At 73.6% G+C, this 24923-nt stretch carries 26 protein-coding genes; 19 read left to right on the top strand and 7 right to left on the bottom strand.

Going from position 1 to position 24923, the window contains the following annotated elements; all coding sequences use genetic code 11:
• The first annotated feature begins 237 nt into the window (after window positions 1-237).
• The 8 genes from ACFYUS_RS19145 (at window position 238) to ACFYUS_RS19110 (ending at window position 7518) form a co-directional block, all read left to right on the top strand.
• Window positions 238-1263 (top strand): ParA family protein, encoded by a 1026-nt coding sequence (locus ACFYUS_RS19145; RefSeq protein WP_351789048.1) that lies wholly within the window; start codon window positions 238-240, stop codon window positions 1261-1263.
• On the top strand, window positions 1260-1751 hold the full coding sequence (locus ACFYUS_RS19140) for a hypothetical protein (protein WP_388852921.1): 492 nt from the start codon (window positions 1260-1262) through the stop codon (window positions 1749-1751). Before ACFYUS_RS19145 ends, ACFYUS_RS19140 begins: the two co-directional genes overlap by 4 nt.
• A 45-nt stretch (window positions 1752-1796) precedes the next feature.
• Window positions 1797-2732 carry a segregation and condensation protein A gene (locus ACFYUS_RS19135; RefSeq protein WP_388852919.1) on the top strand — a complete coding sequence of 312 codons (936 nt, stop codon included), beginning with the start codon at window positions 1797-1799 and terminating at the stop codon, window positions 2730-2732.
• Window positions 2729-3322 carry an SMC-Scp complex subunit ScpB gene (scpB, locus tag ACFYUS_RS19130; RefSeq protein ID WP_388852916.1) on the top strand — a complete coding sequence of 198 codons (594 nt, stop codon included), beginning with the start codon at window positions 2729-2731 and terminating at the stop codon, window positions 3320-3322. Before ACFYUS_RS19135 ends, scpB begins: the two co-directional genes overlap by 4 nt.
• Window positions 3322-4539, top strand: coding sequence for a pseudouridine synthase (locus ACFYUS_RS19125; RefSeq protein WP_388852913.1), 1218 nt, complete (start codon window positions 3322-3324; stop codon window positions 4537-4539). Before scpB ends, ACFYUS_RS19125 begins: the two co-directional genes overlap by 1 nt.
• A 251-nt stretch (window positions 4540-4790) precedes the next feature.
• Window positions 4791-5765 carry an AAA family ATPase gene (locus ACFYUS_RS19120; protein ID WP_388852910.1) on the top strand — a complete coding sequence of 325 codons (975 nt, stop codon included), beginning with the start codon at window positions 4791-4793 and terminating at the stop codon, window positions 5763-5765.
• Entirely contained in the window at window positions 5762-6499 is a 738-nt protein-coding gene (locus ACFYUS_RS19115; protein WP_388852907.1) for an NUDIX domain-containing protein, read from the top strand. The genes ACFYUS_RS19120 and ACFYUS_RS19115 overlap by 4 nt, the downstream gene beginning before the upstream one ends.
• Window positions 6496-7518, top strand: a complete 1023-nt coding sequence (locus ACFYUS_RS19110; protein WP_388852904.1) for an ADP-ribosylglycohydrolase family protein — start codon at window positions 6496-6498, stop codon at window positions 7516-7518. Before ACFYUS_RS19115 ends, ACFYUS_RS19110 begins: the two co-directional genes overlap by 4 nt.
• A gap of 7 nt (window positions 7519-7525) precedes the next feature.
• Here the strand turns inward: ACFYUS_RS19110 and ACFYUS_RS19105 are convergent, their stop codons facing one another.
• Window positions 7526-8215, bottom strand: coding sequence for a DNA polymerase beta superfamily protein (locus ACFYUS_RS19105; protein ID WP_388852901.1), 690 nt, complete (start codon window positions 8213-8215; stop codon window positions 7526-7528).
• 71 nt (window positions 8216-8286) lie between these two features.
• Here ACFYUS_RS19105 and ACFYUS_RS19100 point away from each other — a divergent pair, with 71 nt between their 5' ends.
• The 6 genes from ACFYUS_RS19100 to der all read left to right on the top strand — a co-directional run bounded on the left by ACFYUS_RS19100 (window position 8287) and on the right by der (window position 13348).
• Window positions 8287-8781, top strand: coding sequence for a YidB family protein (locus tag ACFYUS_RS19100; protein WP_388852898.1), 495 nt, complete (start codon window positions 8287-8289; stop codon window positions 8779-8781).
• 107 nt (window positions 8782-8888) lie between these two features.
• Window positions 8889-9257, top strand: coding sequence for a chorismate mutase (gene aroH / locus ACFYUS_RS19095; protein WP_388852895.1), 369 nt, complete (start codon window positions 8889-8891; stop codon window positions 9255-9257).
• The gene (locus tag ACFYUS_RS19090; RefSeq protein ID WP_388852892.1) at window positions 9254-10342 is read left to right on the top strand and encodes a prephenate dehydrogenase; all 1089 of its coding nucleotides are present in this window, start codon (window positions 9254-9256) and stop codon (window positions 10340-10342) included. The genes aroH and ACFYUS_RS19090 overlap by 4 nt, the downstream gene beginning before the upstream one ends.
• Before the next feature lie 171 nt (window positions 10343-10513).
• Complete coding sequence (gene cmk, locus ACFYUS_RS19085) at window positions 10514-11188, top strand: (d)CMP kinase (RefSeq protein WP_388852889.1); 675 nt, start codon at window positions 10514-10516, stop codon at window positions 11186-11188.
• Window positions 11185-11829 (top strand): lysophospholipid acyltransferase family protein, encoded by a 645-nt coding sequence (locus tag ACFYUS_RS19080; RefSeq protein ID WP_388852886.1) that lies wholly within the window; start codon window positions 11185-11187, stop codon window positions 11827-11829. The genes cmk and ACFYUS_RS19080 overlap by 4 nt, the downstream gene beginning before the upstream one ends.
• 70 nt (window positions 11830-11899) lie before the next feature.
• Complete coding sequence (der, locus tag ACFYUS_RS19075; protein ID WP_388852883.1) at window positions 11900-13348, top strand: ribosome biogenesis GTPase Der; 1449 nt, start codon at window positions 11900-11902, stop codon at window positions 13346-13348.
• Window positions 13349-13420: 72 nt separating this feature from the next.
• On the opposite strand, the gene ACFYUS_RS19070 is transcribed toward der, so the two are convergent.
• On the bottom strand, window positions 13421-13675 hold the full coding sequence (locus ACFYUS_RS19070) for a hypothetical protein (protein ID WP_388852880.1): 255 nt from the start codon (window positions 13673-13675) through the stop codon (window positions 13421-13423).
• Window positions 13676-13869: 194 nt separating this feature from the next.
• Window positions 13870-14652: a hypothetical protein gene (locus tag ACFYUS_RS19065; protein WP_388852876.1), complete on the bottom strand. Its 783-nt coding sequence runs from the start codon at window positions 14650-14652 to the stop codon at window positions 13870-13872.
• 217 nt (window positions 14653-14869) lie between these two features.
• Here ACFYUS_RS19065 and ACFYUS_RS19060 point away from each other — a divergent pair, with 217 nt between their 5' ends.
• The gene (locus tag ACFYUS_RS19060; RefSeq protein ID WP_388852874.1) at window positions 14870-15541 is read left to right on the top strand and encodes a transglycosylase family protein; all 672 of its coding nucleotides are present in this window, start codon (window positions 14870-14872) and stop codon (window positions 15539-15541) included.
• A gap of 3 nt (window positions 15542-15544) precedes the next feature.
• Here the strand turns inward: ACFYUS_RS19060 and ACFYUS_RS19055 are convergent, their stop codons facing one another.
• The 3 genes from ACFYUS_RS19055 to ACFYUS_RS19045 are packed head-to-tail and all read right to left on the bottom strand — an operon-like array spanning window position 15545 to window position 19259.
• Window positions 15545-16201 (bottom strand): ATP-binding cassette domain-containing protein, encoded by a 657-nt coding sequence (locus ACFYUS_RS19055; protein WP_388852871.1) that lies wholly within the window; start codon window positions 16199-16201, stop codon window positions 15545-15547.
• Entirely contained in the window at window positions 16198-18873 is a 2676-nt protein-coding gene (locus ACFYUS_RS19050) for an ATP-binding cassette domain-containing protein (RefSeq protein ID WP_388852868.1), read from the bottom strand. Before ACFYUS_RS19050 ends, ACFYUS_RS19055 begins: the two co-directional genes overlap by 4 nt.
• Window positions 18861-19259: a hypothetical protein gene (locus ACFYUS_RS19045; RefSeq protein ID WP_388852865.1), complete on the bottom strand. Its 399-nt coding sequence runs from the start codon at window positions 19257-19259 to the stop codon at window positions 18861-18863. The genes ACFYUS_RS19050 and ACFYUS_RS19045 overlap by 13 nt, the downstream gene beginning before the upstream one ends.
• Before the next feature lie 116 nt (window positions 19260-19375).
• Here ACFYUS_RS19045 and ACFYUS_RS19040 point away from each other — a divergent pair, with 116 nt between their 5' ends.
• The 3 genes from ACFYUS_RS19040 to ACFYUS_RS19030 all read left to right on the top strand — a co-directional run bounded on the left by ACFYUS_RS19040 (window position 19376) and on the right by ACFYUS_RS19030 (window position 22501).
• The gene (locus tag ACFYUS_RS19040) at window positions 19376-19882 is read left to right on the top strand and encodes a hypothetical protein (RefSeq protein WP_388852862.1); all 507 of its coding nucleotides are present in this window, start codon (window positions 19376-19378) and stop codon (window positions 19880-19882) included.
• Entirely contained in the window at window positions 19860-21152 is a 1293-nt protein-coding gene (locus tag ACFYUS_RS19035; protein WP_388852859.1) for an ABC transporter substrate-binding protein, read from the top strand. Before ACFYUS_RS19040 ends, ACFYUS_RS19035 begins: the two co-directional genes overlap by 23 nt.
• 74 nt (window positions 21153-21226) lie before the next feature.
• Window positions 21227-22501, top strand: coding sequence for a glycosyltransferase family 4 protein (locus tag ACFYUS_RS19030; protein WP_388852856.1), 1275 nt, complete (start codon window positions 21227-21229; stop codon window positions 22499-22501).
• Between the two features lie 168 nt (window positions 22502-22669).
• Here ACFYUS_RS19030 and ctaD read toward each other — a convergent pair whose 3' ends face one another.
• Window positions 22670-24364, bottom strand: a complete 1695-nt coding sequence (gene ctaD / locus ACFYUS_RS19025; protein ID WP_388852853.1) for a cytochrome c oxidase subunit I — start codon at window positions 24362-24364, stop codon at window positions 22670-22672.
• 309 nt (window positions 24365-24673) lie between these two features.
• Between ctaD and ACFYUS_RS19020 the strand changes: the two genes are divergently transcribed.
• Window positions 24674-24889: an I78 family peptidase inhibitor gene (locus ACFYUS_RS19020; protein ID WP_388852850.1), complete on the top strand. Its 216-nt coding sequence runs from the start codon at window positions 24674-24676 to the stop codon at window positions 24887-24889.
• The last annotated feature ends 34 nt before the right edge of the window (window positions 24890-24923 follow it).

The raw sequence follows: 24923 nt of genomic DNA, 5'->3' as shown, positions 1-24923 counted from the left end.
CGGGCCGGGTCCGGCGGATTGTGTTGCTGCGGAGCGGTGACACGCCATAGAGTCGCCAACCGTCGGCATGGTGCCACGCTGACCTATCGATAAATGTTCCTGGTGACATCCAAGGAGGTAAGACGACTTGTGAATGAGTCGACAATTACTCCCGGGAGCGGTGCGCCAGGTGCCCCGATCGGCTCCGTCGCGGTGCGGACCTTCGCGACGCACCAGCCCATGACGAGTGCCCACACGATGAAGACGATGGACGGCCTACACGTGAACGCCACGGCCGGCAACGAGATGGGCCGAGAGTCCACCCACTTCGCCGCCTACGACGAGGTGCCCGAGGGGCACTTCTACGACCCCGACGCCGAGTACGAGCCCGATCCGGAGTACGCGGCCACCCTCGCACCCGACGCTGCCCGCCAGCGCCGCGAGCGGATCGGCCCCACCGGACGGCCCCTGCCGTACTTCCCGATCCCGGGTCCCCTGACCGACCACGGACCCGCGAAGATCATCGCGATGTGCAACCAGAAGGGCGGCGTCGGCAAGACCACGTCGACCATCAACCTGGGCGCCGCGCTCGCCGAGTACGGACGACGGGTGCTGCTCGTCGACTTCGACCCGCAGGGAGCCCTGTCGGTCGGCCTCGGCGTGAACCCGATGGAGCTCGACCTCACCGTCTACAACCTGCTCATGGAGCGGGGCATGTCGGCGGACGAGGTCCTCCTGAAGACCGCCGTGCCCAACATGGACCTGCTGCCGAGCAACATCGACCTCTCGGCCGCCGAAGTCCAGCTGGTCAGCGAGGTCGCGCGCGAGTCCACGCTCCAGCGCGCCCTGAAGCCGCTGATGAACGACTACGACTACATCGTGATCGACTGCCAGCCCTCCCTCGGCCTGCTGACCGTGAACGCCCTGACGGCGGCTCACAAGGTCATCGTGCCGCTGGAGTGCGAGTTCTTCGCGCTGCGCGGCGTCGCGCTGCTCACCGAGACCATCGAGAAGGTCCAGGAGCGGCTCAACCCCGAGCTCGAACTCGACGGCATCCTCGCCACGATGTACGACTCCCGGACCGTGCACAGCCGTGAGGTCCTCGCGCGCGTCGTCGAGGCCTTCGACGAGCACGTCTACCACACGGTCATCGGGCGGACCGTGCGCTTCCCGGAGACCACGGTCGCCGGCGAGCCCATCACCACGTACGCCTCCAACTCCGTGGGCGCCGCCGCCTACCGTCAGCTCGCCAGGGAGGTGCTCGCCCGGTGTCACGCCGAGTGAGTCTGCCCGGAGCCGACGAACTCTTCCGTACGACCGGGGGGACGGCGCTCCAGGCGTCCGCACCCCGCCGCACCGTCCCGGCACCGGCGGCCGAGAGCGACCCGGCCGCCGCCGAGGGCTCCGCGGAGCACGCGTCCGCGGACTCCGAGGCCGCGGAACCGCGCGCCCGGACGGCCGAGCCCGAGGGGCAGGCCCCCAAGGCCGCGCCCACCGCCTCCGTGCCCGCCCCCGCGGCGGCCCGGCGGCGCGGCGGCCGTACCCCGAACCGGCGGCCCAGCGGCCGCGAGCGCCACGACGAGAAGATCACGGTCTACGTCTCCGCCGAGGAGCTGATGGACCTGGAGCACGCCCGGCTCGTACTCCGCGGCGAGCACGGTCTCGCCGTCGACCGGGGCAGGATCGTCCGGGAGGCCGTCGCGGTCGTCCTGGCGGACCTGGAGTCCCGGGGCGACGCGAGCATCCTCGTCCGCCGCCTGCGCGGCCGCTGACGGTAGCCTGCGGGCTGCCGTCCTCCTCGTTCCCTCTGGACCCCCATGCGCCACGCTCCTGACGAAACGTCCCGCCCGCCGGGCCGCCGCCTCCTGGGCCGCGGCCCGGGCGAGACGGCGGAGCCGGTGCACCCGGAGCAGCCGCCCGCGGCCGGGCCGCCCGAGACCCCCGCCCCCGGCGGGGACGGGCGGTTCACCGTGCGCCTGGCCAACTTCGAAGGGCCCTTCGACCTGCTCCTCCAGCTGATCACCAAGCACAAGCTGGACGTCACCGAGGTCGCCCTCTCCCAGGTCACCGACGAGTTCATGGCACACCTGCGGGCCCTCGGGCCCGACGGGGACCTCGACCAGACCACCGAGTTCCTCGTCGTCGCCGCCACCCTGCTCGACCTCAAGGCCGCCCGGCTGCTCCCCGTCGCCGAGGTGGAGGACGAGGCCGACCTCGCCCTCCTGGAGGCCCGCGACCTGCTCTTCGCCCGGCTCCTCCAGTACCGCGCGTACAAACGCATCGCGGAGATCTTCGAGGAGCGCTGGGAGGCCGAGGGGCACCGCCACCCCCGTACCGTCGGACTCGAACCGCACCACGCCGAACTGCTCCCCGAGGTCGTCATCTCCCTCGGCGCCGAGGGCTTCGCGAAGCTCGCCGCCAAGGCCATGCGGCCCAAGGCCGAGCCCCAGGTGTACGTCGACCACATCCACGCCCCGCTCGTCAGCGTCCGGGACCAGGCCGCCGTGGTCGTCGCGCTGCTCCGCGAGCGCGGGACGGCCGTCTTCCGGGAGCTGATCGAGGACGCCGGAGACACCCTCACCGTCGTCGCCCGCTTCCTCGCCCTCCTGGAGCTCTACCGGGAGAAGGCCGTCGCCCTCGACCAGGAGACCGCCCTCGCGGACCTCACGGTCTCCTGGACCGGCGGCGAGACGGACCCCTCCGGGGCCGTGACCGACGAATTCGACCAGGAGGCCGAGGAGGCCACCGCATGAGCGATCTCAAGCCCGCCCTCGAAGCCGTCCTCATGGTCGTCGACGAGCCCGCCACCGAGGCCCACCTCGCCAAGGTCCTGGAGCGCACCCCGAGCGAGGTGGCCGACGCCCTGCGCGAGCTGGCCGACGAGTACACCTCCCAGGGCCGCGGCTTCGAGCTGCGCCGGGTGGCCGGGGGCTGGCGCTACTACACCCGCCCCGCCTTCGCCCCGGCCGTCGAGGCCTTCGTCCTGGAGGGGCAGCAGGCGCGGCTCACCCAGGCGGCCCTGGAGACCCTCGCGGTCGTCGCGTACCGTCAGCCGGTCAGCCGTTCCCGGGTCTCCGCGGTGCGCGGAGTCAACTGCGACGGCGTGATGCGGACCCTCCTCCAGCGGGGTCTGGTGGAGGAGGCGGGCGCGGAACCCGAAACAGGTGCGATCCTGTACAGGACGACGAACTACTTCCTGGAGCGGATGGGCCTGCGCGGCCTGGACGAACTCCCCGAGCTCGCCCCCTTCCTCCCCGAGGCCGAGGCGGTCGAGCCGGACTCGCTGGAAGGGGTCCCGTCGTTCGACCCGGACGCAGACGTAGACGACAAGACGGAAATTTGATGCGAAGCAGCAGCGGCAGGAACAGCAGCGGAAACAACGGCGGGAGCCGTGGTGGCAACAGCGGCGGCCGCGGCGGCAGCGGCGGAGGCCGCGGCAACAGCGGCGGTGGCGGCGGGCGCGGGAACTACCGCGGCGCCGGCAACGGCCGCGACGACCGCCAGGGCCAGGGCGGGCGCCCCGGCCAGGGCGGCGGGCGTCCGGGCCAGGGCGGCGGCCGCCCGAGCGGCTCCAGCCCGCGCAAGGCGCGCCCGGAGGAGCGCACCTACGACGAGCGCTACAGCCCCGGCGGCTCCTCGGAGGCCCCCAAGCGCGGGCGTGGCGCGGCCGCGCGCGGCGGCGCCAAGGGCGGCCCCCGGCAGTCCCCGCAGCGCGGCGGCGGCCGTACGGCGCCCGCCCGCTCGCGCGAGTACGACGCCCGCGCGGAGGAGCGCAACCGGGAGCGGTACGCCGGCAAGCCCGAGATCAAGCTTCCGAAGACCTTCCCCGGCGCCGAGCAGGAGGGCGAGCGGCTGCAGAAGGTCCTCGCCCGCGCCGGCATGGGCTCGCGCCGCGCCTGCGAGGAGCTCATCGAGCAGGCCCGCGTCGAGGTCAACGGCGAGATCGTCCTCGAACAGGGCATGCGCGTCGACCCGGAGAAGGACGAGATCAAGGTGGACGGCCTGACCGTCGCCACCCAGTCGTACCTCTTCTTCGCGCTGAACAAGCCCTCCGGCGTCGTCTCCACCATGGAGGACCCGGACGGCCGCCAGTGCCTCGGCGACTACGTCACCAACCGCGAGACCCGGCTCTTCCACGTCGGCCGGCTCGACACGGAGACCGAGGGCATCATCCTGCTCACCAACCACGGCGAGCTGGCCCACCGCCTCACGCACCCGAAGTACGGCGTGAAGAAGACCTACCTGGCCGCCATCACCGGCCCGCTGCCCCGCGAGGTCGGCCGGCGCCTCAAGGACGGCATCCAGCTGGAGGACGGCTACGCGCGCGCCGACCACTTCCGCGTGGTCGAGCAGACCGGCAAGAACTACCTGGTCGAGGTCACCCTCCACGAGGGCCGCAAGCACATCGTGCGCCGGATGCTCGCCGAGGCGGGCTTCCCGGTCGAGAAGCTGGTCCGCACCGCCTTCGGCCCGATCGCCCTGGGCGACCAGAAGTCGGGCTGGCTGCGCCGCCTGACCAACACCGAGGTCGGCATGCTGATGAAGGAAGTCGGCATGTAAGGCCTTGTGCCGCTCGACGAGGAAGCCCGTGACCGCCCGGCGGTCACGGGCTTCCTCGCGTCCGGGGCCCTTGTGGGCGGAGGCCCGCGCGCTTTATAGTCAAGGTGACTCTTAAAGAGATCGGAGGTGAGCCCCGCCATGCACAGCCGGTGGACCTGGACCCACGGGGGTGGATCAGGTCTCGACCTCCTCCCGGCGCGCCGCACGACACGCGCCGAGGGGACACGGCTGCCCATGGCGGGGGGCACCGCATGAAGCGCTACGGCCACGGCCTCGTCCCCGGCCGGTTCCATCCGCCGCACGCCGGCCACCACCACCTCGTCCGCACCGCGCGCGACCGCTGCGAGCGCCTCACCGTGCTCGTCCGCGGCACCTCCGCGGAGCCCCTCCCCCTGGAGGACCGGGTCGCCTGGATGCGCGAGATCCACCCCGACGTCCTCGTCGTCGGCGGCGAGCGGTACGACGGCCCCGAGCCGGTCGACGCCGTCTTCGCCGCGGAGCCGCACGGCTTCACCTCGGAGCCGTACGAGGACGAGCTCGGCCGCGGCCTCGGCGCCGAGACCGTCCTCGTCGACTGCGAGCCGCCCCTCTCCGACACCGCCGTACGCGAGGACCCCGCCGCCTTCTGGGACTTCCTGGAGCCGCCGGTACGGGCCGCGCTCACCCTGCGCGTCGTCGTCCTCGGCGCCGAGTCCACCGGCACCACCACCATGGCCCGCGCCCTCGCCGACCACTACCGGCGGCGCGGCGGCGTCTGGGCGCGCACCCGCTGCGTACCGGAGTACGAGGGCGGGTCCGGCGCGCTCAAGCTCGCCCACCGCTCCTCCGACCTCCCCGTCCTCGCCCAGCGCCGGGCCGAACGGGAGGAGGAGGCCGCCCGGGACGGCTCGCCCGTCCTCTTCTGCGACACCGACGCCTTCGCCGCCACCATCTGGCACGAGCGCCGCTTCGGCACCGCCGGCCCCGCCGTCGGCGAGATCGCCGCCCACGGCCGCCAGCACCTGTGGCTGCTCACCGACCACCGGGGCATCGACTGCGCGGACGACACAGAGCGGCTGCGGCCCTGGATGACCGCGCGCTTCCTCACCCAGCTCGCCCGCACCGGCCGCCGCACCGCCGTCCTCACCGGCCCCCACGAGGAGCGGCTCGCGGCCGCCGTCGCCGCCGTCGACGCGCTGCTCGCCGGGGGCCCGCACCTCACCGAACCCCAGCCGGAGCGCCGATGACCGTCCACCGGGCCCCCGAGGGCTACGACCCGTACGCCTTCGAGCCGTTCGCCGTCACCGTCGACCTCGCCGTCCTCACGATCCGCGAGGAACGCCTCCACGTCCTGCTCGTCGAGCGCGGCCAGGAGCCGTACGCCGGATCCTGGGCGCTGCCCGGAGGGTTCGTCCTGCCCCGCGAGTCCGCCGAGACGGCCGCCCGCCGCGAACTCGCCGAGGAGACCGGGCTCTCCGGGACCACCGTCGCCGGCCTCCACCTCGAACAGCTCCGCACCTACTCCGAACCGGACCGCGACCCGAGGATGCGGGTCGTCTCCGTCGCCTTCACCGCGCTCGTCCCCGACCCTCCGGAGCCGCGCGGCGGCGGCGACGCGGCCCAGGCCCGGTGGATCCCGTACGGGACGCACGGCCGGCTCGCCTTCGACCACGACCGGATCCTCGCCGACGCCCACGAACGGGTCGGCGCCAAGCTGGAGTACACCTGCCTCGCGACCGCCTTCTGCCCGCCCGAGTTCACCCTCGGCGAGCTGCGGCAGGTCTACGAGACGGTCTGGGGCGTCGAACTCGACCGCCCCAACTTCCGGCGCAAGGTCCTCGCCACGCCCGGCTTCGTCCAGGCCGTGGAAGGACCCCCGCGCCTCACCGGCGGACGGGGGAAACCGGCCGCTCTCTACCGGGCGGGCGGGGCCACGACCCTCCACCCGCCCCTCCTGCGACCGGAAGGACGCCCCGCATGAACCTCACCCGCACCGCCCCCAAGCAGGCCGCGACCGGCTCCCTGATCGGACTGGCGCTCGGCGACGCGCTGGGCCGGCCCACGGAGTTCAGCGACGTACCGAGGATCATCAGCTGGTACGGCCCGTGGCGGGAGATGAAGCTCCCCGAGAACGGCCGCGTCACCGACGACACCCAGATGACCCTCGCCTTCGCCCGTGGCATCCGCACGGCCATGGACCGGGGGGTGCTCGCCCCGGAGCGGCTCGTCCAGCCGCTGCGGGAGGAGTACGTCGACTGGTACCGCTCCCCGGAGAACAACCGGGCCCCCGGCAACACCTGCCTGGCCGCCTGTCGGCTGCTGATGACCGACATGCCCTGGCAGGACGCCAGCCAGATCCACTCCAAGGGCTGCGGCGCCAACATGCGGGTCGCCCCCATCGGGCTCGTCCCCGGGATCGGCGAGGAGCAGCGGGCGGGGGCCGCGCAGCTCCAGTCGGCCCTGACCCACGGTCACCCCACCGCGCTCGCCGCCTCCGACCTCACCGCCCGCGCCGTGTACCTGCTCGCGCAGGGCGTGGACCCGACCGGGCTCGTCGGGCAGCTGCGCTCGTACGCGTACGAGAACCGCTCCCGCTACCACGAGCACTGGCTCGGCGACCTGTGGACCCGCTCCCAGGACCCCAGCGCCCTGCATTTCGTCCAGCGGGGCTGGGACGAGTGCCTCGCCGTCCTGGAGCGCCTCGACGCCGTCCAGCGCACGGCCGACCCGGAGCTCGACCCCTGCGAGTACACCGGCGACGGCTGGATCGCCGAGGAGGCCCTCGCGACCGGGCTCCTCTGCTTCCTGCTCTTCCCCGACGAGCCCCTCACCGCCCTCCGCCGCGCCGCCTGCACCCGCGGCGACTCCGACTCCATCGCCGCCCTCGCGGGCGCCTTCGCCGGCGCCCACCTCGGCGCGGACGCCTGGCCGAAGCAGTGGGCGGAACGCGTCGAGTACCGCAGCGACCTGCTGACCTTCGGCGCGCTCTGGGACGCTTGACCGGCCCCTAGAGCTCGCTGAGGGCTGAGGCGCGGCGGGCGCGGGTCAGGAAGTCCTGGATCCGGGGTTCGTCCGGGGCGGCGGGGAGGGGGGTCGTGTCGTGGGCGCGGTCCGCCTCCTCCTGGAGGCGGTTCATCCAGGACTCGACCTCGGTCCAGGGGAGCTCGCCGCGCTTGACGGAGAGGAGGCGGTCGCGGTCCTCGCCGACGTCGATGCGGAGCTCGCCGGTGCGGAGCAGGTCGCGGCAGCTGGTGAGGAGCCGCAGCAGGTGCATGGCGTGCTTCCAGCGCGGATGGCCGTACTGGCGGACGTCCGCGTCGAGCTTGCGGCGCTGGCCGGCCGCGTACCGGACGAAGGTCTGGTGGGCCCGGCGGGACAGGAAGGCGCCGCGCAGGGAGAGGAGCTCGCGGCCCCGGTCGTCGGCGTGCTCGACGACGGGGGAGTGGAGGCACTCCAGGACGTTCGGGTTGTTGCGCAGGGCGAGCTCGCAGAAGCGTTCCAGCTCCCAGCTGAACTGCTCCGGGCGCGGCCCCTCCACATGCGCCGGAGGCTTGTCGAAGCGCCAGAAGAGCGGCGTAGGGGCGAGGTAGACACCCCGTACGTCCGTGTCGCTGTCCTCGGTCGCCAGACCGAAGGCGCGCGAGCCCATCACGCAGGAGTAGATCGTGTGCTCGCGCACCAGCTCGTCCGGAGTCATGCCGGGCAGGTTACGCGAGGGCGGTCGTCTCTCCCGAGGCATTGATCCGCACGTCGGGCCGCTCCCCGCCTGTGCCCCGAGTCGCGGAGTGTTCCGGTTCAGGTGACATTGGGCCTGTTCCGAACCGGACGAAAGGCAGGACCATGGCGGGTAACGACCTCGGCAGTCTCCTCGGGGGCCTCCTCGGAGGCGGCGGACAGGGCGGCGGCGGTGCCGGCGGCATCCTCGGCTCCCTCCTCGGCGCCCTCGCCGGAGGCAAGAGCGGCGGCGACGGCTCGAACCCGCTCGGTGGACTCCTCGACATGCTCACCAGGTCCGGCCTCGCCGACCAGGCCCAGTCCTGGATCGGCACCGGCGAGAACCAGACCGTCAGCGGCGCCCAGATCGCCGAGGCCCTCCCCGACGAGACCCTCCAGGAGGTCGCGGCGAAGGCCGGCGTCAGCCCGCAGCAGGCCGCCGACGAGATCGCGCAGTCGCTGCCGCAGGCCGTCGACAAGCTGACCCCGAACGGCTCGCTGCCCCCGGGCGCCTCCCTGGAGGAGATCATCCGCCAGCAGCGGCTCTGACCCCGCCCCGAACGCCCGCCCCCGTCTCGGAGGGCGGGCGCCGCGGCACGCCGTCCCCGCCGCTGACTAGGGTGAACGGAGCACTGACGCAGGCGAAGGAGCACGACGTGGCGGTACGAGCGGTCCGAGGAGCCGTCCAGCTGGAGCGGGACGAGGCCGGACACATGCGCGAGCAGGTCGAGGAGCTGCTCACCGCCGTCCTCGAACGCAACGGGCTCACCGCCGACGACCTCATCAGCATCTGGTTCACGGCCACGCCCGATCTCCACAGCGACTTCCCCGCCGCCGCGGCCCGGGGGATCGGCATCGGCATGGCCGACGTACCCCTGCTCTGCGCACAGGAACTCGACATCGAGGGTGCGATGCCGAGGGTCGTCCGGCTCCTCGCCCACGTCGAGACCGAACTGCCCAAGTCCCGGATCGCGCACGTCTACCTCGGCGCCGCGGCCGCCCTGCGCAAGGACATCGCCCAGTGAGAACAGCCCTCGTCATCGGAACCGGCCTCATCGGCACCTCCGCCGCCCTCGCCCTCGCGGGCCGCGGCGTGACCGTCCACCTGCGTGACCACGACCCGGCGCGCGCCCGCACGGCCGCCGCGCTCGGCGCGGGCACCGACGAGGCCCCCGAAGGCCCCGTGGACCTCGCCGTCGTCGCCGTTCCCCCCGCGCACGTGGCCGCCACCCTCGCCGAGGCCATGAAGGCGGGCCTGGCCCGCGGCTACCTGGACGTGGCCAGCGTCAAGGGCGGCCCGAAGCGCGAGCTGGAGGCGCTGGGCCTCGACCTCACCACGTACATCGGCACCCACCCCATGGCCGGCAAGGAGCGCTCGGGCCCCCTCGCCGGCACCGCCGACCTCTTCGAGGGCCGGCCCTGGGTCCTCACCCCGACCCGGGACACCGACACCGAGGTCCTCAACCTCGCCCTGGAGCTCGTCGCCCTCTGCCGGGCCGTCCCCGTCGTCATGGACGCCGACGCCCACGACCGGGCCGTCGCCCTGGTCTCCCACACCCCGCAGCTGGTGTCCTCGATGGTCGCCGCACGCCTGGAGGAGGCCGAGGAGTCCGCCGTACGCCTCTGCGGGCAGGGCATCCGCGACGTCACCCGGATCGCGGCCTCCGACCCGCGGATGTGGCTGGAGATCCTCTCCGCCAACCCCGGACCCGTCGCCGACGTCCTCTCCGGCGTCGCCGCCGACCTCGACGAGACCGTCCGCGCCCTGCGGGCCCTCCAGTCCGCCTCCGCGGACGAGCGTCGCGACGGCGCCACGGGCGTCGAGGACGTCCTGCGGCGCGGCAACGCCGGCCGCGCCCGCGTCCCCGGCAAGCACGGCGCCGCCCCCACGGCCTACGAGACCGTCGCCGTCCTCATCAGCGACCAGCCCGGCGAACTCGCCCGCATCTTCGCCGACGCGGGCCGCGCGGGCGTCAACATCGAGGACGTCCGCATCGAGCACGCCACGGGGCAGCAGGCGGGTCTCGTCCAGCTGATGGTCGAACCATCGGCCGCGACGGCGCTCGGCACGGCCCTCCAGGAACGCGGCTGGTCCCTCCGCACGACCTGAGCCGCCCACCGTCGTGGGCGTTCGTTCCGCAGGGCGGGACGGACGCCCGCACGGGCGCGGGGCGCGGGCCCACAGGGCGCGGGCCGGAGGGGGGCCGGGGACTCGGTAACCTTGTGGGGGTCCCCGCATCCTGCCGGGCCCTACCACGCACCCCAGGAAGGTGTTCCCACCGTGGAATCCGTGATCGTCGCCATCGACGGGCCCTCCGGCACGGGCAAGTCCAGCACCTCGAAGGCGGTCGCCGCCAAGCTGGGGCTGAGCTACCTCGACACCGGCGCCCAGTACCGGGCGATCACCTGGTGGATGATCAGTAACGGGGTCGACGTCACCGATGCCGAGGCCGTCGCCAACGCCGCGTCCAAGCCCGTCATCGTCTCCGGCACGGACCCGGCCCGCCCCACGATCACCGTCGACGGCGCGGACGCCTCCGGGCCCATCCGTACCGAAGAGGTCACCTCCAAGGTCAGCGCCGTCAGCGCCGTCTCCGAGGTGCGGAGCCTGATCACGGAGCTCCAGCGGTCCATCGCCCGCAGCGCCGAGACCGGCATCGTCGTCGAGGGCCGGGACATCGGCACCACCGTCCTGCCGGACGCCGACCTGAAGGTCTTCCTCACCGCCTCGCCCGAGGCCCGTGCCGCCCGCCGCTCCGGCGAGCTCAAGGGCGCCGACGTGCACGCGACGAAGGAGGCCCTCATCAAGCGGGACGCGGCCGACTCCAGCCGCAAGACCTCCCCGCTCGCCAAGGCCGACGACGCCGTCGAGGTCGACACCACCGACCTCACCCTGGACCAGGTCATCGAGTGCGTCGTCACCCTCGTCGAGGAGAAGAGGGCGGCTGCCAAGTGACCCTGCCCTCCGTGAAGGGCGCCGCCGTCGGCCGTCGCATCGGCATCGGGCTGATGTACGGCTTCTGGAAGCCGCGCGTCCTCGGCGCCTGGCGGGTGCCGGCCTCCGGCCCCGTCATACTCGCCGTCAACCACGCGCACAACATCGACGGCCCCATGCTCATGGGCACCGCCCCGCGCCCCGTGCACTTCCTCATCAAGAAGGAGGCGTTCGTCGGCCCGCTCGGCAGCTTCCTGGAAGGCATCGGGCAGCTCAAGGTGGACCGGGAGAGCACCGACCGCACCGCGATAGGCAACGCCCTGGGTGTCCTGGAGCAGGGCGGCGTCCTCGGGATCTTCCCCGAGGGCACCCGCGGCGACGGCGACTTCGCCTCGCTCCGCGCGGGCCTGGCGTACTTCGCCGTCCGCAGCGGCGCGCCGATCGTCCCGGTCGCCGTCCTGGGAAGCACCGAGCGCCGCGGACGGTTGGTCAAGGGACTGCCTCCGCTGCGCGGCCGCGTCGACGTCGTCTTCGGCGACGCCTTCGAGGCGGGGGACGGCTCCGGCCGCCGCACCCGCAAGGCGCTGGACGAGGCCACCGTACGGATCCAGGAGCGGCTCACCGGCCACCTGGAAAACGCCAGGCGTCTCACCGGGCGCTGAGCGAGACTTTCAGTAGTGGGCCCCGGGGACCGGGGACCCACCGACCACGAATGATCAAGGAACGGACTTCATGAACGACCAGCACGACCACGGGGCACTTGGCGACGCCGAGTACGCGGAGTTCATGGAGCTCGCCGCGGAAGAGGGCTTCGACGTCGAGGACGTCGAGGGTGCGATCGAGGAGGCCGGCCACGGCCCGCTCCCCGTTCTCGCCGTCGTCGGCCGCCCGAACGTCGGCAAGTCGACCCTGGTGAACCGCATCATCGGCCGCCGCGAGGCCGTCGTCGAGGACAAGCCGGGCGTCACCCGCGACCGCGTCACGTACGAGGCCGAATGGGCCGGCCGCCGCTTCAAGGTCGTCGACACCGGCGGCTGGGAGCAGGACGTCCTCGGCATCGACGCCTCCGTCGCCGCCCAGGCCGAGTACGCCATCGAGGCCGCCGACGCCTGCCTCTTCGTCGTGGACGCCACCGTCGGCGCCACCGACACCGACGAGGCCGTCGTCAGGCTGCTCCGCCGCGCCGGGAAGCCGGTCGTCCTCGCCGCGAACAAGGTCGACGGCCAGTCCGGCGAGGCCGATGCGGCCATGCTGTGGTCCCTGGGCCTCGGCGAGCCGTTCCCCGTCTCCTCGCTGCACGGCCGCGGCACCGGCGACCTCCTCGACGAGGTCCTGAAGAAGCTGCCCGAGGCCCCCGAGCAGCGCTTCGGCAACGCGGTGGGCGGCCCCCGCCGCATCGCCCTCATCGGCCGCCCGAACGTCGGCAAGTCCTCCCTGCTCAACAAGGTCGCGGGCGAGGACCGGGTCGTCGTCAACGAGCTGGCCGGCACCACCCGCGACCCGGTCGACGAGCTCATCGAGCTCGGCGGCGTGACGTGGAAGTTCGTCGACACCGCCGGCATCCGCAAGAAGGTCCACCTCCAGGCGGGCGCGGACTACTACGCCTCCCTGCGGACCGCCGCCGCCATCGAGAAGGCGGAGGTGGCCGTCATCCTCATCGACACCACCGACAACATCTCGGTCCAGGACCAGCGCATCATCACGATGGCGGTCGAGTCGGGCCGCGCCATCGTCATCGCCTACAACAAGTGGGACGAGCTCGACGAGGAGCGCCGCTACTACCTGGAGCGCGAGATCGAGACCGAGATGCAGCAGGTCTCCTGGGCGCCCCGGGTCAACGTCTCCGCCAAGACCGGCCGTCACATGGAGAAGCTGGTCCCGGCCATCGAGACCGCCCTCGCCGGCTGGGAGACCCGCGTCCCCACCGGCCGGCTCAACGCCTTCCTGGGCGAGATCGTCGCCGCCCACCCGCACCCGGTCCGCGGCGGCAAGCAGCCCCGCATCCTCTTCGGCACGCAGGCCGGCACCAAGCCGCCCCGCTTCGTCCTCTTCGCCTCCGGCTTCCTGGAGGCCGGCTACCGCCGCTTCATCGAGCGCCGGCTGCGCGAGGAGTTCGGCTTCGAGGGCACCCCGCTCCACCTCTCGGTGCGGGTGCGCGAGAAGCGCGGCCGCAAGAAGTAGGAACGTGCTGTGACACGGCGGAGGGCCGGGCTCGATCGAGCCCGGCCCTCCGCCGTGTCACACCGTCCGTGCCTAGAGACCCCTGCGGGGCCCCGGCGGCAGCGCCGCCCGGGGGTGCGGAGGCTGCTGCGCCTGGTACGCCGCGGGCCGCTGCCCCTGCCCGTACAGGCCCGTGCTCAGGACCGTCCCGAAGGCCCGGAAGCCCAGCTCCTCCTCGCCGCTGCGGTCGCCCGGCAGCGTACGGAACGACCGGCGGTACTCCGAGTACAGGGCGTCGAAGATCGGCGTGGGCGAAGGGCCTGCCGAGACGTCCCGTGCGGGGCGCATCGGGGGGATCTGGCTCGGATACGGCTGGAGGAACGGGTCGTATGGGTGCACATAGGTGCCAACGACACCGCCGCCCGTCGGATGCGGGCGGCTCTCCGAAAGGGAAGCCCGGGGGCGCGGCACGGTCGGAACGCCCGGTCCCGGCCCCGCCCCGGGGACGCGCGCCCACCCTATGCCGGGCCGGCGGTCCGCCATCAGGTGCCGGCCAGCGGCATCGCGGCGGCGACCAGACGGCCGTTCGCGGCGGCCTTCTCCAGGGCGTCGCGCAGCAGGTCCTCGCGCGGCTGCTGGCCGATCGAACCCACCGGGGCGGCGAAGACCAGGACCGTGTGCGACTTGTTGGCCGCCGCCCGCCAGCCCTCGGTGACCTGGAGCGGCTGGTGCGCCTGCCACCAGGCGGCCTGCCCGGCACCGCCCGGCCCCGGCTGGAGCACGGAGTGCAGCTGGCCCATGGCGACCAGGACCGACCAGCCCGGCAGCGCCGTCGGCGTCTCGTCGAGGCTCATGACCTGCTGGAAGCCCTGCTCGGCCAGGAGCGGCAGGAACTCGTCGGTGAGCCCGTTCGAGCCCGGACGGGCCACGGGGGCGGTCGGCTCCACGACGAGCGCCGGGTGCAGCTCGCCCTGGATCAGGACGAGACCGCTGGTCACCCCGAGCACGGCCTGCTCGGGGTGGGAGGCGGAGAGCGCGTCGGCGGCGTCGGAGGCCGTGATGGAGGCGACGGCGCCCTGGAGCTGCTCCTCGGCGACCCGGACGACCTGCGAGGGGATGCAGGTGGCGTGGGCGAACGCGAGGACCGCGGTCTCCTCGCCGACGAACAGCACCGTGCTGGTCTGCTCCTGCTCGGAGTTCCCCGGCGTGCGGCAGGAGGTGCAGTCGTAGCTGCCCGGGGCGTTGTCGCCGGCGAGCAGCCGGTCCGCTTCTTCGTCGCCGATCTCGGCGCGTACGTCCTCGCTGACGTCGAGCATGCGCGGCACGGGGGGCTCCCTGGACTCGGTACGGGGGGACGCCGGGCCGTTCCCGGGCGTCTCATGCCGAGTTCAACGGGTCAGCCTCGGCCGGGGTCACGCGTGGAAACGAGGCAAGTTGCCAGTGGCGTGTGCGAGGGGGCGGGTGACTCCGACCGGGTGGGGTGTGAACAGTGTTCCGCGCGGCACGGGCCGGGGGCGCCGGGGCGCTGCCTAGCCTGCCCCGATGTCGAAGATCCGATTTTGGACGGCCGGTTCCCTCGTGGCGGCGTCCGCGGCCGCGCTCCTGACCCTGGCCCCGGCGCCCGCCCGGGCCCGGGACGCCTCTCCCGGGCCGGGGGACGTGCCTGCCGCCGCCTCGGCCGCCGCTTCGGCCGCCGTGCGGGAGACGTCCGCCGAGGTCCGGGAAGAGGCCTCCGCCGCGCTCCAGGACGTGTCGGACACGCTCAGGGAGGCCGCCTCCGTGCCCGCGTACGCCTGCGCGCGGGACCAGTGGCCGTGGGGATGCGTCGCCGAGTGCGAGAGCAGCGGACGCTGGAACGCCAACACCGGGAACGGCTTCTACGGCGGCCTCCAGTTCTGGCACCCCACCTGGGTCGAGCACGGCGGCCCGAAGTACGCCCCGCGCGCCGACCTGGCGACCCGGCAGCAGCAGATCACCGTCGCCGAGGAGGTCCTGCGCACCCAGGGCTGGGTGGCCTGGCCCGTCTGCTCCAAGCGGTACGGCCTGTCCGGGCGCGTCCACACCGTCCAGGCCGGCGACACCCTCGGCTCGATCGCCCGCCGCTTCGGGATCAAGGGCGGCTGGCAGGCGCTGTACGCGGCGAACCGGAGCCTGATCGGGGCCGACCCGAACCGGATCGTCGTCGGCACCATGCTGCGGATCGACCCGCTCTGAGGGTCACCGGTACTCGGCCGGCTCGCCGCTCGACGCACGGGAGCCGCGCCGCAGTTCGTGCACGAGCGAGCCGGGCGGCAGCCCGTCCGGTACGCGCTGCTCGGCCAGGACCACGGCCGCCCCGCGCTCCACGGCGAGCGCCGTGAGCATCCGGTACGTACGGGCCGCGACCGGCGGGGCCATGCCGAGCGACGGCTCGTCGACGAGCACCACGCGCGCGCGTGCGAGCAGCGCGCGGGAGAGCGCCAGCATCCGGCGCTCCCCGCCGGACAGCGTCCCGGCGGTCCTGGACAGCAGGGGGACGAGCTCGGGGTACGGGGCGGCGGCGTCGGGCCCGGCGGCTCCGGGCGCGGCGAGCGCGAGGTTCTCCGCGACGGTGAGGCCCGCGTACACCGCCCGCAGATCCGGTACGAAGCACAGCCCGCGGCGCGCCCGCGCGTGCGCCGACAGGCGGGTCACGTCGGCCCCGCGCCACTCCACCCGGCCCGCCGACAGGCCCACCGTGCCGGCGAGGGCGCGCAGGGCGGTCGTCCGGCCCGCGCCGTTGCGGCCCAGGAGGACGGTCACCGTCCCGGCCGGCACGGGCAGGTCGAGACCGTGCAGGGCCTCCAGGGGGCCGTAGCGGACCCGGGCGGCGCGCAGGGCCATCTCGACGCTCACGACAGGATCCGGCCCCCCTCCATGGTGTGCACCGTGTGCGCGATCCCGGCGACGAGGTCCGGGTCGTGCTCGACGACGAGGACCGTCAGGCCGTCCGCCGCGAGGGCCGCCAGGATCCGGGCGAGCGCGGCCGTCTCGGCGGCGTCGAGCCCGGCGGCCGGCTCGTCCAGGAGCAGCGTGTGCGGCCCCCCGGCCAGCGCGCGGGCCAGCTCGACCCGGCGCAGCGTCCCCGTGGGCAGGTCCGCCGCCGGCCGGTTCCGTACGGCCCCGGCCAGTCCGAGCAGCCGCAGGCTCCGCTCCACCGCGGCCGGATCGGTCCGCCGCCCGTCCCGCCCCTGCTCCTCGCCGATCCGGACGTTCTCCTCCACGGTGAGCGACGGGAAGACCGCGAGCCGCTGAAAGGTCCGCGCGATGCCGAGCCGCGTCCGGGCGTGCGCGGACCGCGCCGTGATGTCGGCCCCGTCGAGCGTGATCCGCCCCTCCCCCCGGCGCGGCCTCAGCGTCCCCGCGAGACAGTCGAAAAGTGTGCTCTTGCCCGCACCGTTGGGCCCGACGAGGGCGGTGACCCGGGCGGGTTCGAGGTCGAGCGTCACATGGGAGAGGGCGGTGACCCCTCCGGGGTAGGTGAGGGTGAGGTCGTACGCGCGGAGTCCCGTGCGGGGCGTGGGCGTGGGGCGGTGCGGACGCGTCCGGCGCGGCGCGGGTTCGGGTCCTGCCACCGGGGACCGGGCGCCGTCGGCGACAGGCCCGCCGTGGGAGGGCGTCCGGCCTGCGGCCGGACCGGCCTTGGAAGGGCCGGCCTTGGAAGGGCCGGCCCCGGGCGGGCCTGCCTCGGGAAGGAGGGCCCCGGGCGGGCCGGCCTCAGGGCGGGGGGTGTGAGCAGGGGTGCCCCCGGCTCCCGTGGGGGCCGGGTGGGGCGGTGGGAGGAGGTCCGTCAGCGGGGGGATGCGGGCCGTCAGGGTTGCCAGGAGACCTATCAGGGCTGCTGCTGTGCCCGCGTGGGGGCCGGCGTCCAGGGTGGTCAGGAGGGCGGCCGCGGCCAGGGGGGTGAGGAGGCTGTCGGCGCCGAGGACGAGGACGGCGGCGAACCAGAGGAGGCCGCGGACGGGGTCGTACTGGTCCGGGTCGAAGGCGCGGAGGCCCAGGGCGAGGAGGCCGCCGCCGAGGGCGGCGAGGGCGGTGCCCAGGACGAAGGCGAGGAGTTTGAGGCGGGGGACGGGGACGCCCGCGGCCTCGGCGCCCGGTTCGTGGTCGCGGAGGGCGGCGAGGGCACGGCCCGTGCGGCCCCGGCGGAGGGCGGCCACCAGGGCGAGGCAGCCGGCGAGGACGACGAGCTCCAGGGCGTAGAAGGCGCGGTCGTCGGAGAAGCCGGCCGGGCGGCCGAGCGTCAGGTCCGCCGTCGCGTACGGCTGGGTGAGGACGAAGCGGCTCACCGCCACCCCCACGGCGAGGGTCGCCAGGGCGAGGGCCAGGCCGTGCCGCCGGATCGCGGGCCGGCCCGTCAGCAGGCCGGTCACGGCCACCATCGGCACCGCGAGGCCCAGCGCGACGAGGGCCGGGAGCCCGGCCGTCGCCAGGAGCGCCGTGAAGAGGGCGCCGAGGCCCGCGTACGCCGCCTGGCCCAGCGCGATCTGGCCGCCCCGACCCGCCACCACGACCAGGGACAGGAGGATCACGGCGAGCGCGGGCACCTGGACCGCCGTGTGCAGGTCGGAGCCCGCGAGGCCCAGGGGGAGGAGGAGCAGGACGCCGACGACCAGCCAGAGGGCGGTGGGGACCCGGGGGGCGCGCGTCGGAGGCGGCAGGGCGTCCCGGCCCTTGCCGCCGACGCCCGGCAGGACGAGCGCCGCCACCAGGAGCGCCACCACGAACAGGTTCGCCCCGACGGCCTGGAGCAGCGGGCCCGCCCAGCCCTCCGGGTGCAGCCGGGTCAGCTGCGCCTGGGCCACGCCGATCGCCAGCGCCGCCCCGACCGCCACCGGCAGCGACCGCATCCGGGCGATCACCGCGACCGCGATCACCTCCACCACGAGCAGCGGCATCCCGTACGGGTCGAGCCGTACGTACGGGGCGAGCAGCACCCCCGTGAGCCCGGCCGTGAACGCGCCGAACGCCCAGCCCGCCGCCGCGACCCGGTCCGCGTCGATCCCCGCCAGGACGGCGAGCGGCCGGTTGTCCACCACCGCCCGCAGCTCCCGGCCGAACCGCGTCCACCGGGTCACCGCCCCCACCAGGCAGGCCAGCGCCACCACCGCCGCGAGCTGCGCCCACGGATCGTCGCCGAGCAGCACGGGCGCGTCGTCCCGGGCCCCCGGGCCCCACAGCAGCACCGCCCCGCCCACCAGGAGGACGAAGACGCCGATCGTCGCCACCAGGGTCTGCGCCGGGTTCGAGCCGCGGAGCGCGAGGGGGCGGAAGACGCCGCGGTCGAGGGCCAGGCCGAGGGCGGGGGCGACGAGGAGGAGGGTGAACGGGGCGGCCAGGGGCAGTGGCCAGCCCCAGTCGACCACCAGCTGGCGGAGCACGTACGCGCAGACCATGGCGACCGCGCCGTGCGCCAGGTTCAGCACCCCCGTCGCCCGGTAGGTGACGATCAGCCCGATGCCGGTGAGCGCGGCGGCGCTGCCGACCGCGAGGCCGGCGAGCGTCAGCTCGTACGTCAGGGAGGCCACGGCTCACACACCGGGCAGGGGGCGAGCTCCGCGTCCCCCGCCTCCACGGCCTCCGGCCTGCCCGCCACCAGCGGGCAGTCCGGACGGTGCGCGAGGGTCCCGCCCGGGACCCGCAGGAGGGGGCCGTCCGAGGACGGCGGGGGAGTCTCCTCCGGTTCGGCGGGCCGCGGCTCCGGAGGGCGTACGGGGAGCAGCGCCGCCGTCCCGGCCAGGACCGCGCCCGCCACGATCAGCGCCGCCCCCGGCACCGTGCACGAGGCCAGATAGGGCAGCTGGCGCTCCGCGAAGCGCTCGCCGGAGATCCCGTACCAGCCGAGCGCGCAGAGCACCGCGCCCCCGGCGGCCGCCGCGAGACCGCTCCAGAGCAGGATCCGGGACGTCGGCACGCGGGCCTCCCTCGTCTCCTCCCCGTGCTGTCTCTTTCCTTGCACTATGCCCCGATCCGTCCCACCCTGGAAACACCAGCCGCTCCGGACTGGCGGGACACCCGGTGGTGAGCCAGATGGATGTCGTACGACGCGGCGGACGCTCCCGTCTCGCGGTTCTGGGGGCCGTCGCCGTCCTCGCCCTGGCGCCCGCCCTCGTGAGCTGCTCGAACGACAACGGCGGCAAGAGCGGCGCCACGGTCTCGCCCTCCCCGTCGGCCACCGTCCCCACCGATCCGGTCGCCGCCAAGGCCCAGATCACCAAGAACTGGACGGCGTTCTTCGACCCCAAGACGCCCGTCGCCGAGAAGGTGAAGCTCCTGGAGAACGGGGAACAGATGCAGCCGGTGCTCGGCGCCTTCGCCGGCGACAAGAACGCGGCCATGACCTCGGCGAAGGTCACCGGCATCGAGTTCACCTCGGCCACCGGCGCCAACGTCACCTACGACCTGCTGGTCGGCGGGACCCCCGCCCTGACCGGCTCCCAGGGCACCTCCGTCTTCCAGAACGACACGTGGAAGGTCTCCGTGAAGACCCTGTGCGGCCTGGTCGAGCTGAGCGGTGTCACCGTTCAGGGCTGCTGAGGCGGTCGCGGCGCTGCTCCTGGCGCTGCTGCTCGCGCTCCTCGCGGGGTGCGGCAGCCGGCTCCCGGAGAGCGCCTTCGAGACGCGGCCCACCGCCAACCCCTCCGGCGGTGAGCCGCTCCGCATCGGCATCATCACCAGCACCACCAGCCCGGTCGGCGGGCAGGCCTTCACCGGCCCGCGCGACGGAGCCCGCGCCTGGTTCGACGCCCTCAACGCGCACGGCGGCCTCGACGGGCGCCGGATCGAGGTCGAGACCTGCGACGACGGCGGAAGCGGCGTCGGCAACAACGCGTGCGTGCACCGGCTCGTCGACGAGCGCGGCGTCTTCGCCCTCGTCGCCACCACCGCCCTCGACTACGCGGGCGCGCCCCTCGTCGCCAAGGCCGGGGTCCCCGACATCGGCGGCCAGCCCCTCACCCCCGCCTACGACACCTATCCGCACCTCTACGGCATCTACGGCAGCTCCGCCCCGCGCACCGGACGCGCACCCGGCTGGGGCGGCACGCTGTACGGCGGGACCGAGGTCTACCGGTACTTCCGCGAGAAGCTGGGCGCGCGGACCGCCGCCGTCGTCTCCTACAACCAGGCCGCCTCCGCCTCCTACGCCCGGCTGATCGCACGCGGACTGCGCGCCGAGGGCTACCGGGTCGTCGACGAACAGGTCGACTTCGCCCTGCCCAACTTCCGCGCCGTCGCCGCCGATCTGCGGGCCGAACACGTCGACCTCCTCCTCGACGCGATGGACACCCACGGCAACGTCCGCCTGTGCGAGGCGATGGAGGCGCTCGGGGTCCGGGTCGCCGCCAAGGTCACCAACGTGCAGAACTGGTCCTCGGCCGTCCCCCACGACTACGCCCGGGCCCCCGGCTGCCGGGCCTCGCTGTGGGTGACGGGCTCCAGCCGCGACTACGAGGACACCAGACAGCCCGCGGTCCGCGAGTTCCGTGCGGCGATGGGCGACCGGCCCCTGTCGCAATGGCAGTTGGAGGGGTGGGCGGCGGCGATGTGGTTCACCGACGCGGCCCGCTCCTGCCTCGCCCGGGGCGCGCTCACCCGGGGCTGCGTCGAGGAGTTCATGAACCGTCCGGAGCCGTACACCGCGCGCGGACTGCTGCTGCCCGTACGGTTCGAGCACCTGGCCCGGCCGCCCGCGACCCGGAACACCTGTCTGTCCGTGGCCCGTTGGCAGGACGGGCGGGGCTGGGTGAGCCAGGGCGACATGACGGAGAACTGCGCGACCGTCCCCCAGCTCGGCTACCGCCCGTGAGCGGCGCCCCCGCACCGGCAGTACAGTCGGGCACCGACCCACTGACTGACCGACCGGGGGGAACCGGCAGCGCGATGCGTATCTCTTTCCTGCTCCACAACGGCTATCACTACGGCGGAACGATCCGGACCACGTTCACCCTCGCCGAGGAACTGGCGGAACGCCACGAGGTCGAGATCGTCTCGGTCTTCCGTCACCGTGACCGTCCGCGCCTCGGCCTGCCGGCGGGGGTGACCCTGCGTCACCTCGTCGACCTGCGCAAGGACAGCCCCGGATACGACGGCGACCACCCCGACTTCCACCGGCCGGCCGAGGTCTTCCCGCGCGGCGACGGCCGCTGGAAGCAGTACAGCGCGCTCACCGACAGCCGGATCGGGGAGTACCTGCGCGGCGTGGAGGCCGACGTCCTCGTCGCCACCCGCCCCGGACTCAACGTGCACCTCGCCCGGCAGGCCCGGCGGGGGCCGGTCCTCGTCGGCCAGGAGCATCTGATCCTCGACGGCCACAGCTACCGGCTGCGCCGCGACATCGGCCACGAGTACGCGCTCCTCGACGCCGTCACCACGGTCACCGAGGCCGACGCCCGTGCCTACCGGAGGCTCCGCCTGCCCGGCGTACGCGTCGAGGCCGTCCCCAACAGCGTGCCCGCGCCCGCCGCGCCGCCCGCCGACCCCGCGGCCCGGACCGTCGTCGCGGCGGGCCGGCTCACCCGCGTCAAGCGGTACGACCTGCTGATCGACGCCTTCGCGTCCGTGGCCGCCGACCATCCCGACTGGAAGCTGCGGATCTACGGCTCCGGCGACGCCGTCCAGGACCTCAAGGGCCCGCTGGCCCGGCAGATCGAGGCCCTCGGGCTCGGCGGGCAGGTCTTCCTCATGGGGGCCGTCACCCCGATGGAACCGGAATGGGCCAAGGGCTCGATCGCCGCGGTGACCTCGCAGCGGGAGTCCTTCGGCATGACCATCGTCGAGGCGATGCGGTGCGGACTGCCCGTCGTCTCCACCGACTGCCCCCACGGGCCGCGCGAGATCATCGAGGACGGCGTCGACGGACGCCTCGTCCCCGTCGACGACGTCACCGCTGTCGCGGCGGCCCTCCGCGAACTCGTCGAGAACGACGAACTGCGCGCCAAGGCCGGGCGCGCCGCTCTCACCGCCTCCGAACGCTTCGACCCGGCGCGGATCGCCGCGCGCCACGAGGCCCTGTGGACCGAGCTCGTCACCCGGGGCGCGGGGCGGCGGGTGCACTCGCCGGGGCGGGTCCGGTTGCACCGGGGTGTGGGGCGGCTGATCGACGCGGTCTACGCGCAGAAGGCCCGGGCGGGGCGGATGGTCCGCCGCCTCCGCTGACGGGGTCCCCACGCGGGCCGCACCCACCGGAACCCCACCACCCGTCCGTGGCCTGCGTCCCGCTCCCGTGCGGGAGGGCGGGCACACGGACGGCGCCCCTCGGCGGCGCCTCCGCGTTCCGCGCCCGGACCCGCACCCCGGGCGGCGGCGCACGCGTAGTGCGGGTGCTCAGGGACCGTCCGTCCCGGACCCTCGACCGGCCGGAGGGCTGAGCCGCATCCGCTCGTACGCGGCGAACTCGGGGTGGTGGAGGTCGAAGGCGGGCGCCTCGGAGCGGATCCGGGGCACGGACGCGAAGTTGTGCCGGGGCGGCGGGCAGGAGGTGGCCCACTCCAGGGAGCGCCCGAAGCCCCAGGGGTCGTCGACGTCGACCTTCTCCCCGTACCGCCAGGTCCGCCAGACGTTGTAGAGGAACGGCAGCGTGGACATGCCGAGCAGGAAGGCGCCGATGCTGGAGACCGTGTTGAGCGCCGTGAAGCCGTCGGCCTCCAGGTAGTCGGCGTACCGGCGGGGCATGCCCTCCGCGCCCAGCCAGTGCTGCACCAGGAAGGTCGTGTGGAAGCCGACGAAGAGCGTCCAGAAGTGGATCTTCCCGAGCCGTTCGTCGAGCATCCGGCCGGTGAACTTGGGCCACCAGAAGTAGAAGCCCGCGAAGGTGGCGAAGACGACCGTGCCGAAGACCGTGTAGTGGAAGTGGGCGACCACGAAGTACGAGTCGGTGACCTGGAAGTCCATCGGGGGCGAGGCGAGGATGACGCCGGTGAGCCCGCCGAAGAGGAAGGACACCAGGAAGCCGACGGACCAGAGCATCGGGGTCTCGAAGGAGAGCGAGCCCTTCAGCATCGTCCCGGTCCAGTTGAAGAACTTCACCCCGGTGGGCACGGCGATGAGGAACGAGAGCATCGAGAAGAACGGCAGCAGCACCGCGCCCGTGACGAACATGTGGTGGGCCCAGACGACGACCGAGAGACCGGTGATCGTCATGGTGGCGCCGACCAGCGTCGCGTAGCCGAAGATCGGCTTGCGGGAGAAGACCGGGATGATCTCGCTGACGATCCCGAAGAACGGCAGCGCGATGATGTAGACCTCGGGGTGGCCGAAGAACCAGAAGAGGTGCTGCCAGAGCAGCGCCCCGCCGTTCTCGGGCTGGAAGACCACGGAGCCGAGGCGCCGGTCGGCCTCCAGGACGAGCAGCGCCGCCGCGAGGACGGGGAAGGCGGCGAGCACCAGGATCGTGGTGAAGAGGACGTTCCAGGTGAAGATCGGCATCCGGAACATGGTCATGCCGGGTGCCCGCATGCCGACGATGGTGGTGAGGAAGTTCACCGAGGTGAGGATCGTGCCGAAGCCGGAGAGCGCGAGGCCCATGATCCACAGGTCGACGCCGGCGCCCGGCGACCGCTCCAGGCTGTTGAGCGGGGCGTAGGCGGTCCAGCCGAAGGCGGCGGGGCCGGTGGGGGTGAGGAAGGAGCCGAGCACCATCAGGCCGCCGAAGAGGAACAGCCAGTACGAGAACATGTTCAGCCGCGGGAAGGCGACGTCCGGCGAGCCGATCTGCAGCGGCACCAGCTCGTTCGCGAAGCCGGCGAAGGTGGGCGTCGCGAAGAGCAGCAGCATGATCGTGCCGTGCAGGGTGAAGGCCTGGTTGAACTCCAGGTTCGTGACGAACTGGAGCCCCGGGCGTGCCAGCTCGGCCCGCATCAGCATCGCCATGAGTCCGGCGAGCAGGAAGAAGACGAACGAGGTGGCCAGATAGAGATGGCCGATCTTCTTGTGGTCGGTGGTGGTGAGCCAGTCGATCAGGATGCGGCCGTGCCGCGGCCGGGCCGATTCGGCGGCCGCGGCCGCTGTCCCGTTGCCCATCGGTGCCTCCGCCTCGCCGTCCTCCCGGCTCCGCGTCTCCGGGCGTTGGGACAGCGTAAGCATTCTGTAAGGGAAGAGTGTGCGCCTCGGGCGCGCGTCGCCGAGGCAATTCGGGACGGGTTCGCGGGAAGAGGGGAATTGAACGCCCCTCGACCGCACTTCCGCACCCTTCGTGCGAACTGCCGGGCACTGTTCCGAATTGCTGGAGAAATGGCCGGAAACCCGCCCCGTGGCGGGTGGCGGGCCGGCCGAACATATGTCGAGAACTTGTGACACAAGCGTGACCGCCGAGGGACTAACGTGAGGTTCATGTCACCCACTTCGCGCACGCCCCAACCGCCTCGCGACGCTCCCGAGTCCTATGTGGGCCTCGACGCCGAAGGGGCCGAGCAGCTCGCCAGGACCCGCGGCTGGCGGGTCGTCCGGTCCCTGCCGCCCGGCTCGATCATCACCATGGAGTACCTGTCCGGGCGCATCAACTTCGAGGTCGAGGACGGCAGCGTCACCCGCTGCTGGATCGGCTGAGGAGCCCGCGGGACCGCACGCGGAAGGGCCCCGG

Source organism: Streptomyces sp. NPDC004284 (genome assembly GCF_042874035.1).
Classification (GTDB): domain Bacteria; phylum Actinomycetota; class Actinomycetes; order Streptomycetales; family Streptomycetaceae; genus Streptomyces.
The sequence above is the reverse complement of the archived record's forward strand: the minus strand, read 5'-3'. Positions and strand labels throughout refer to the sequence as shown.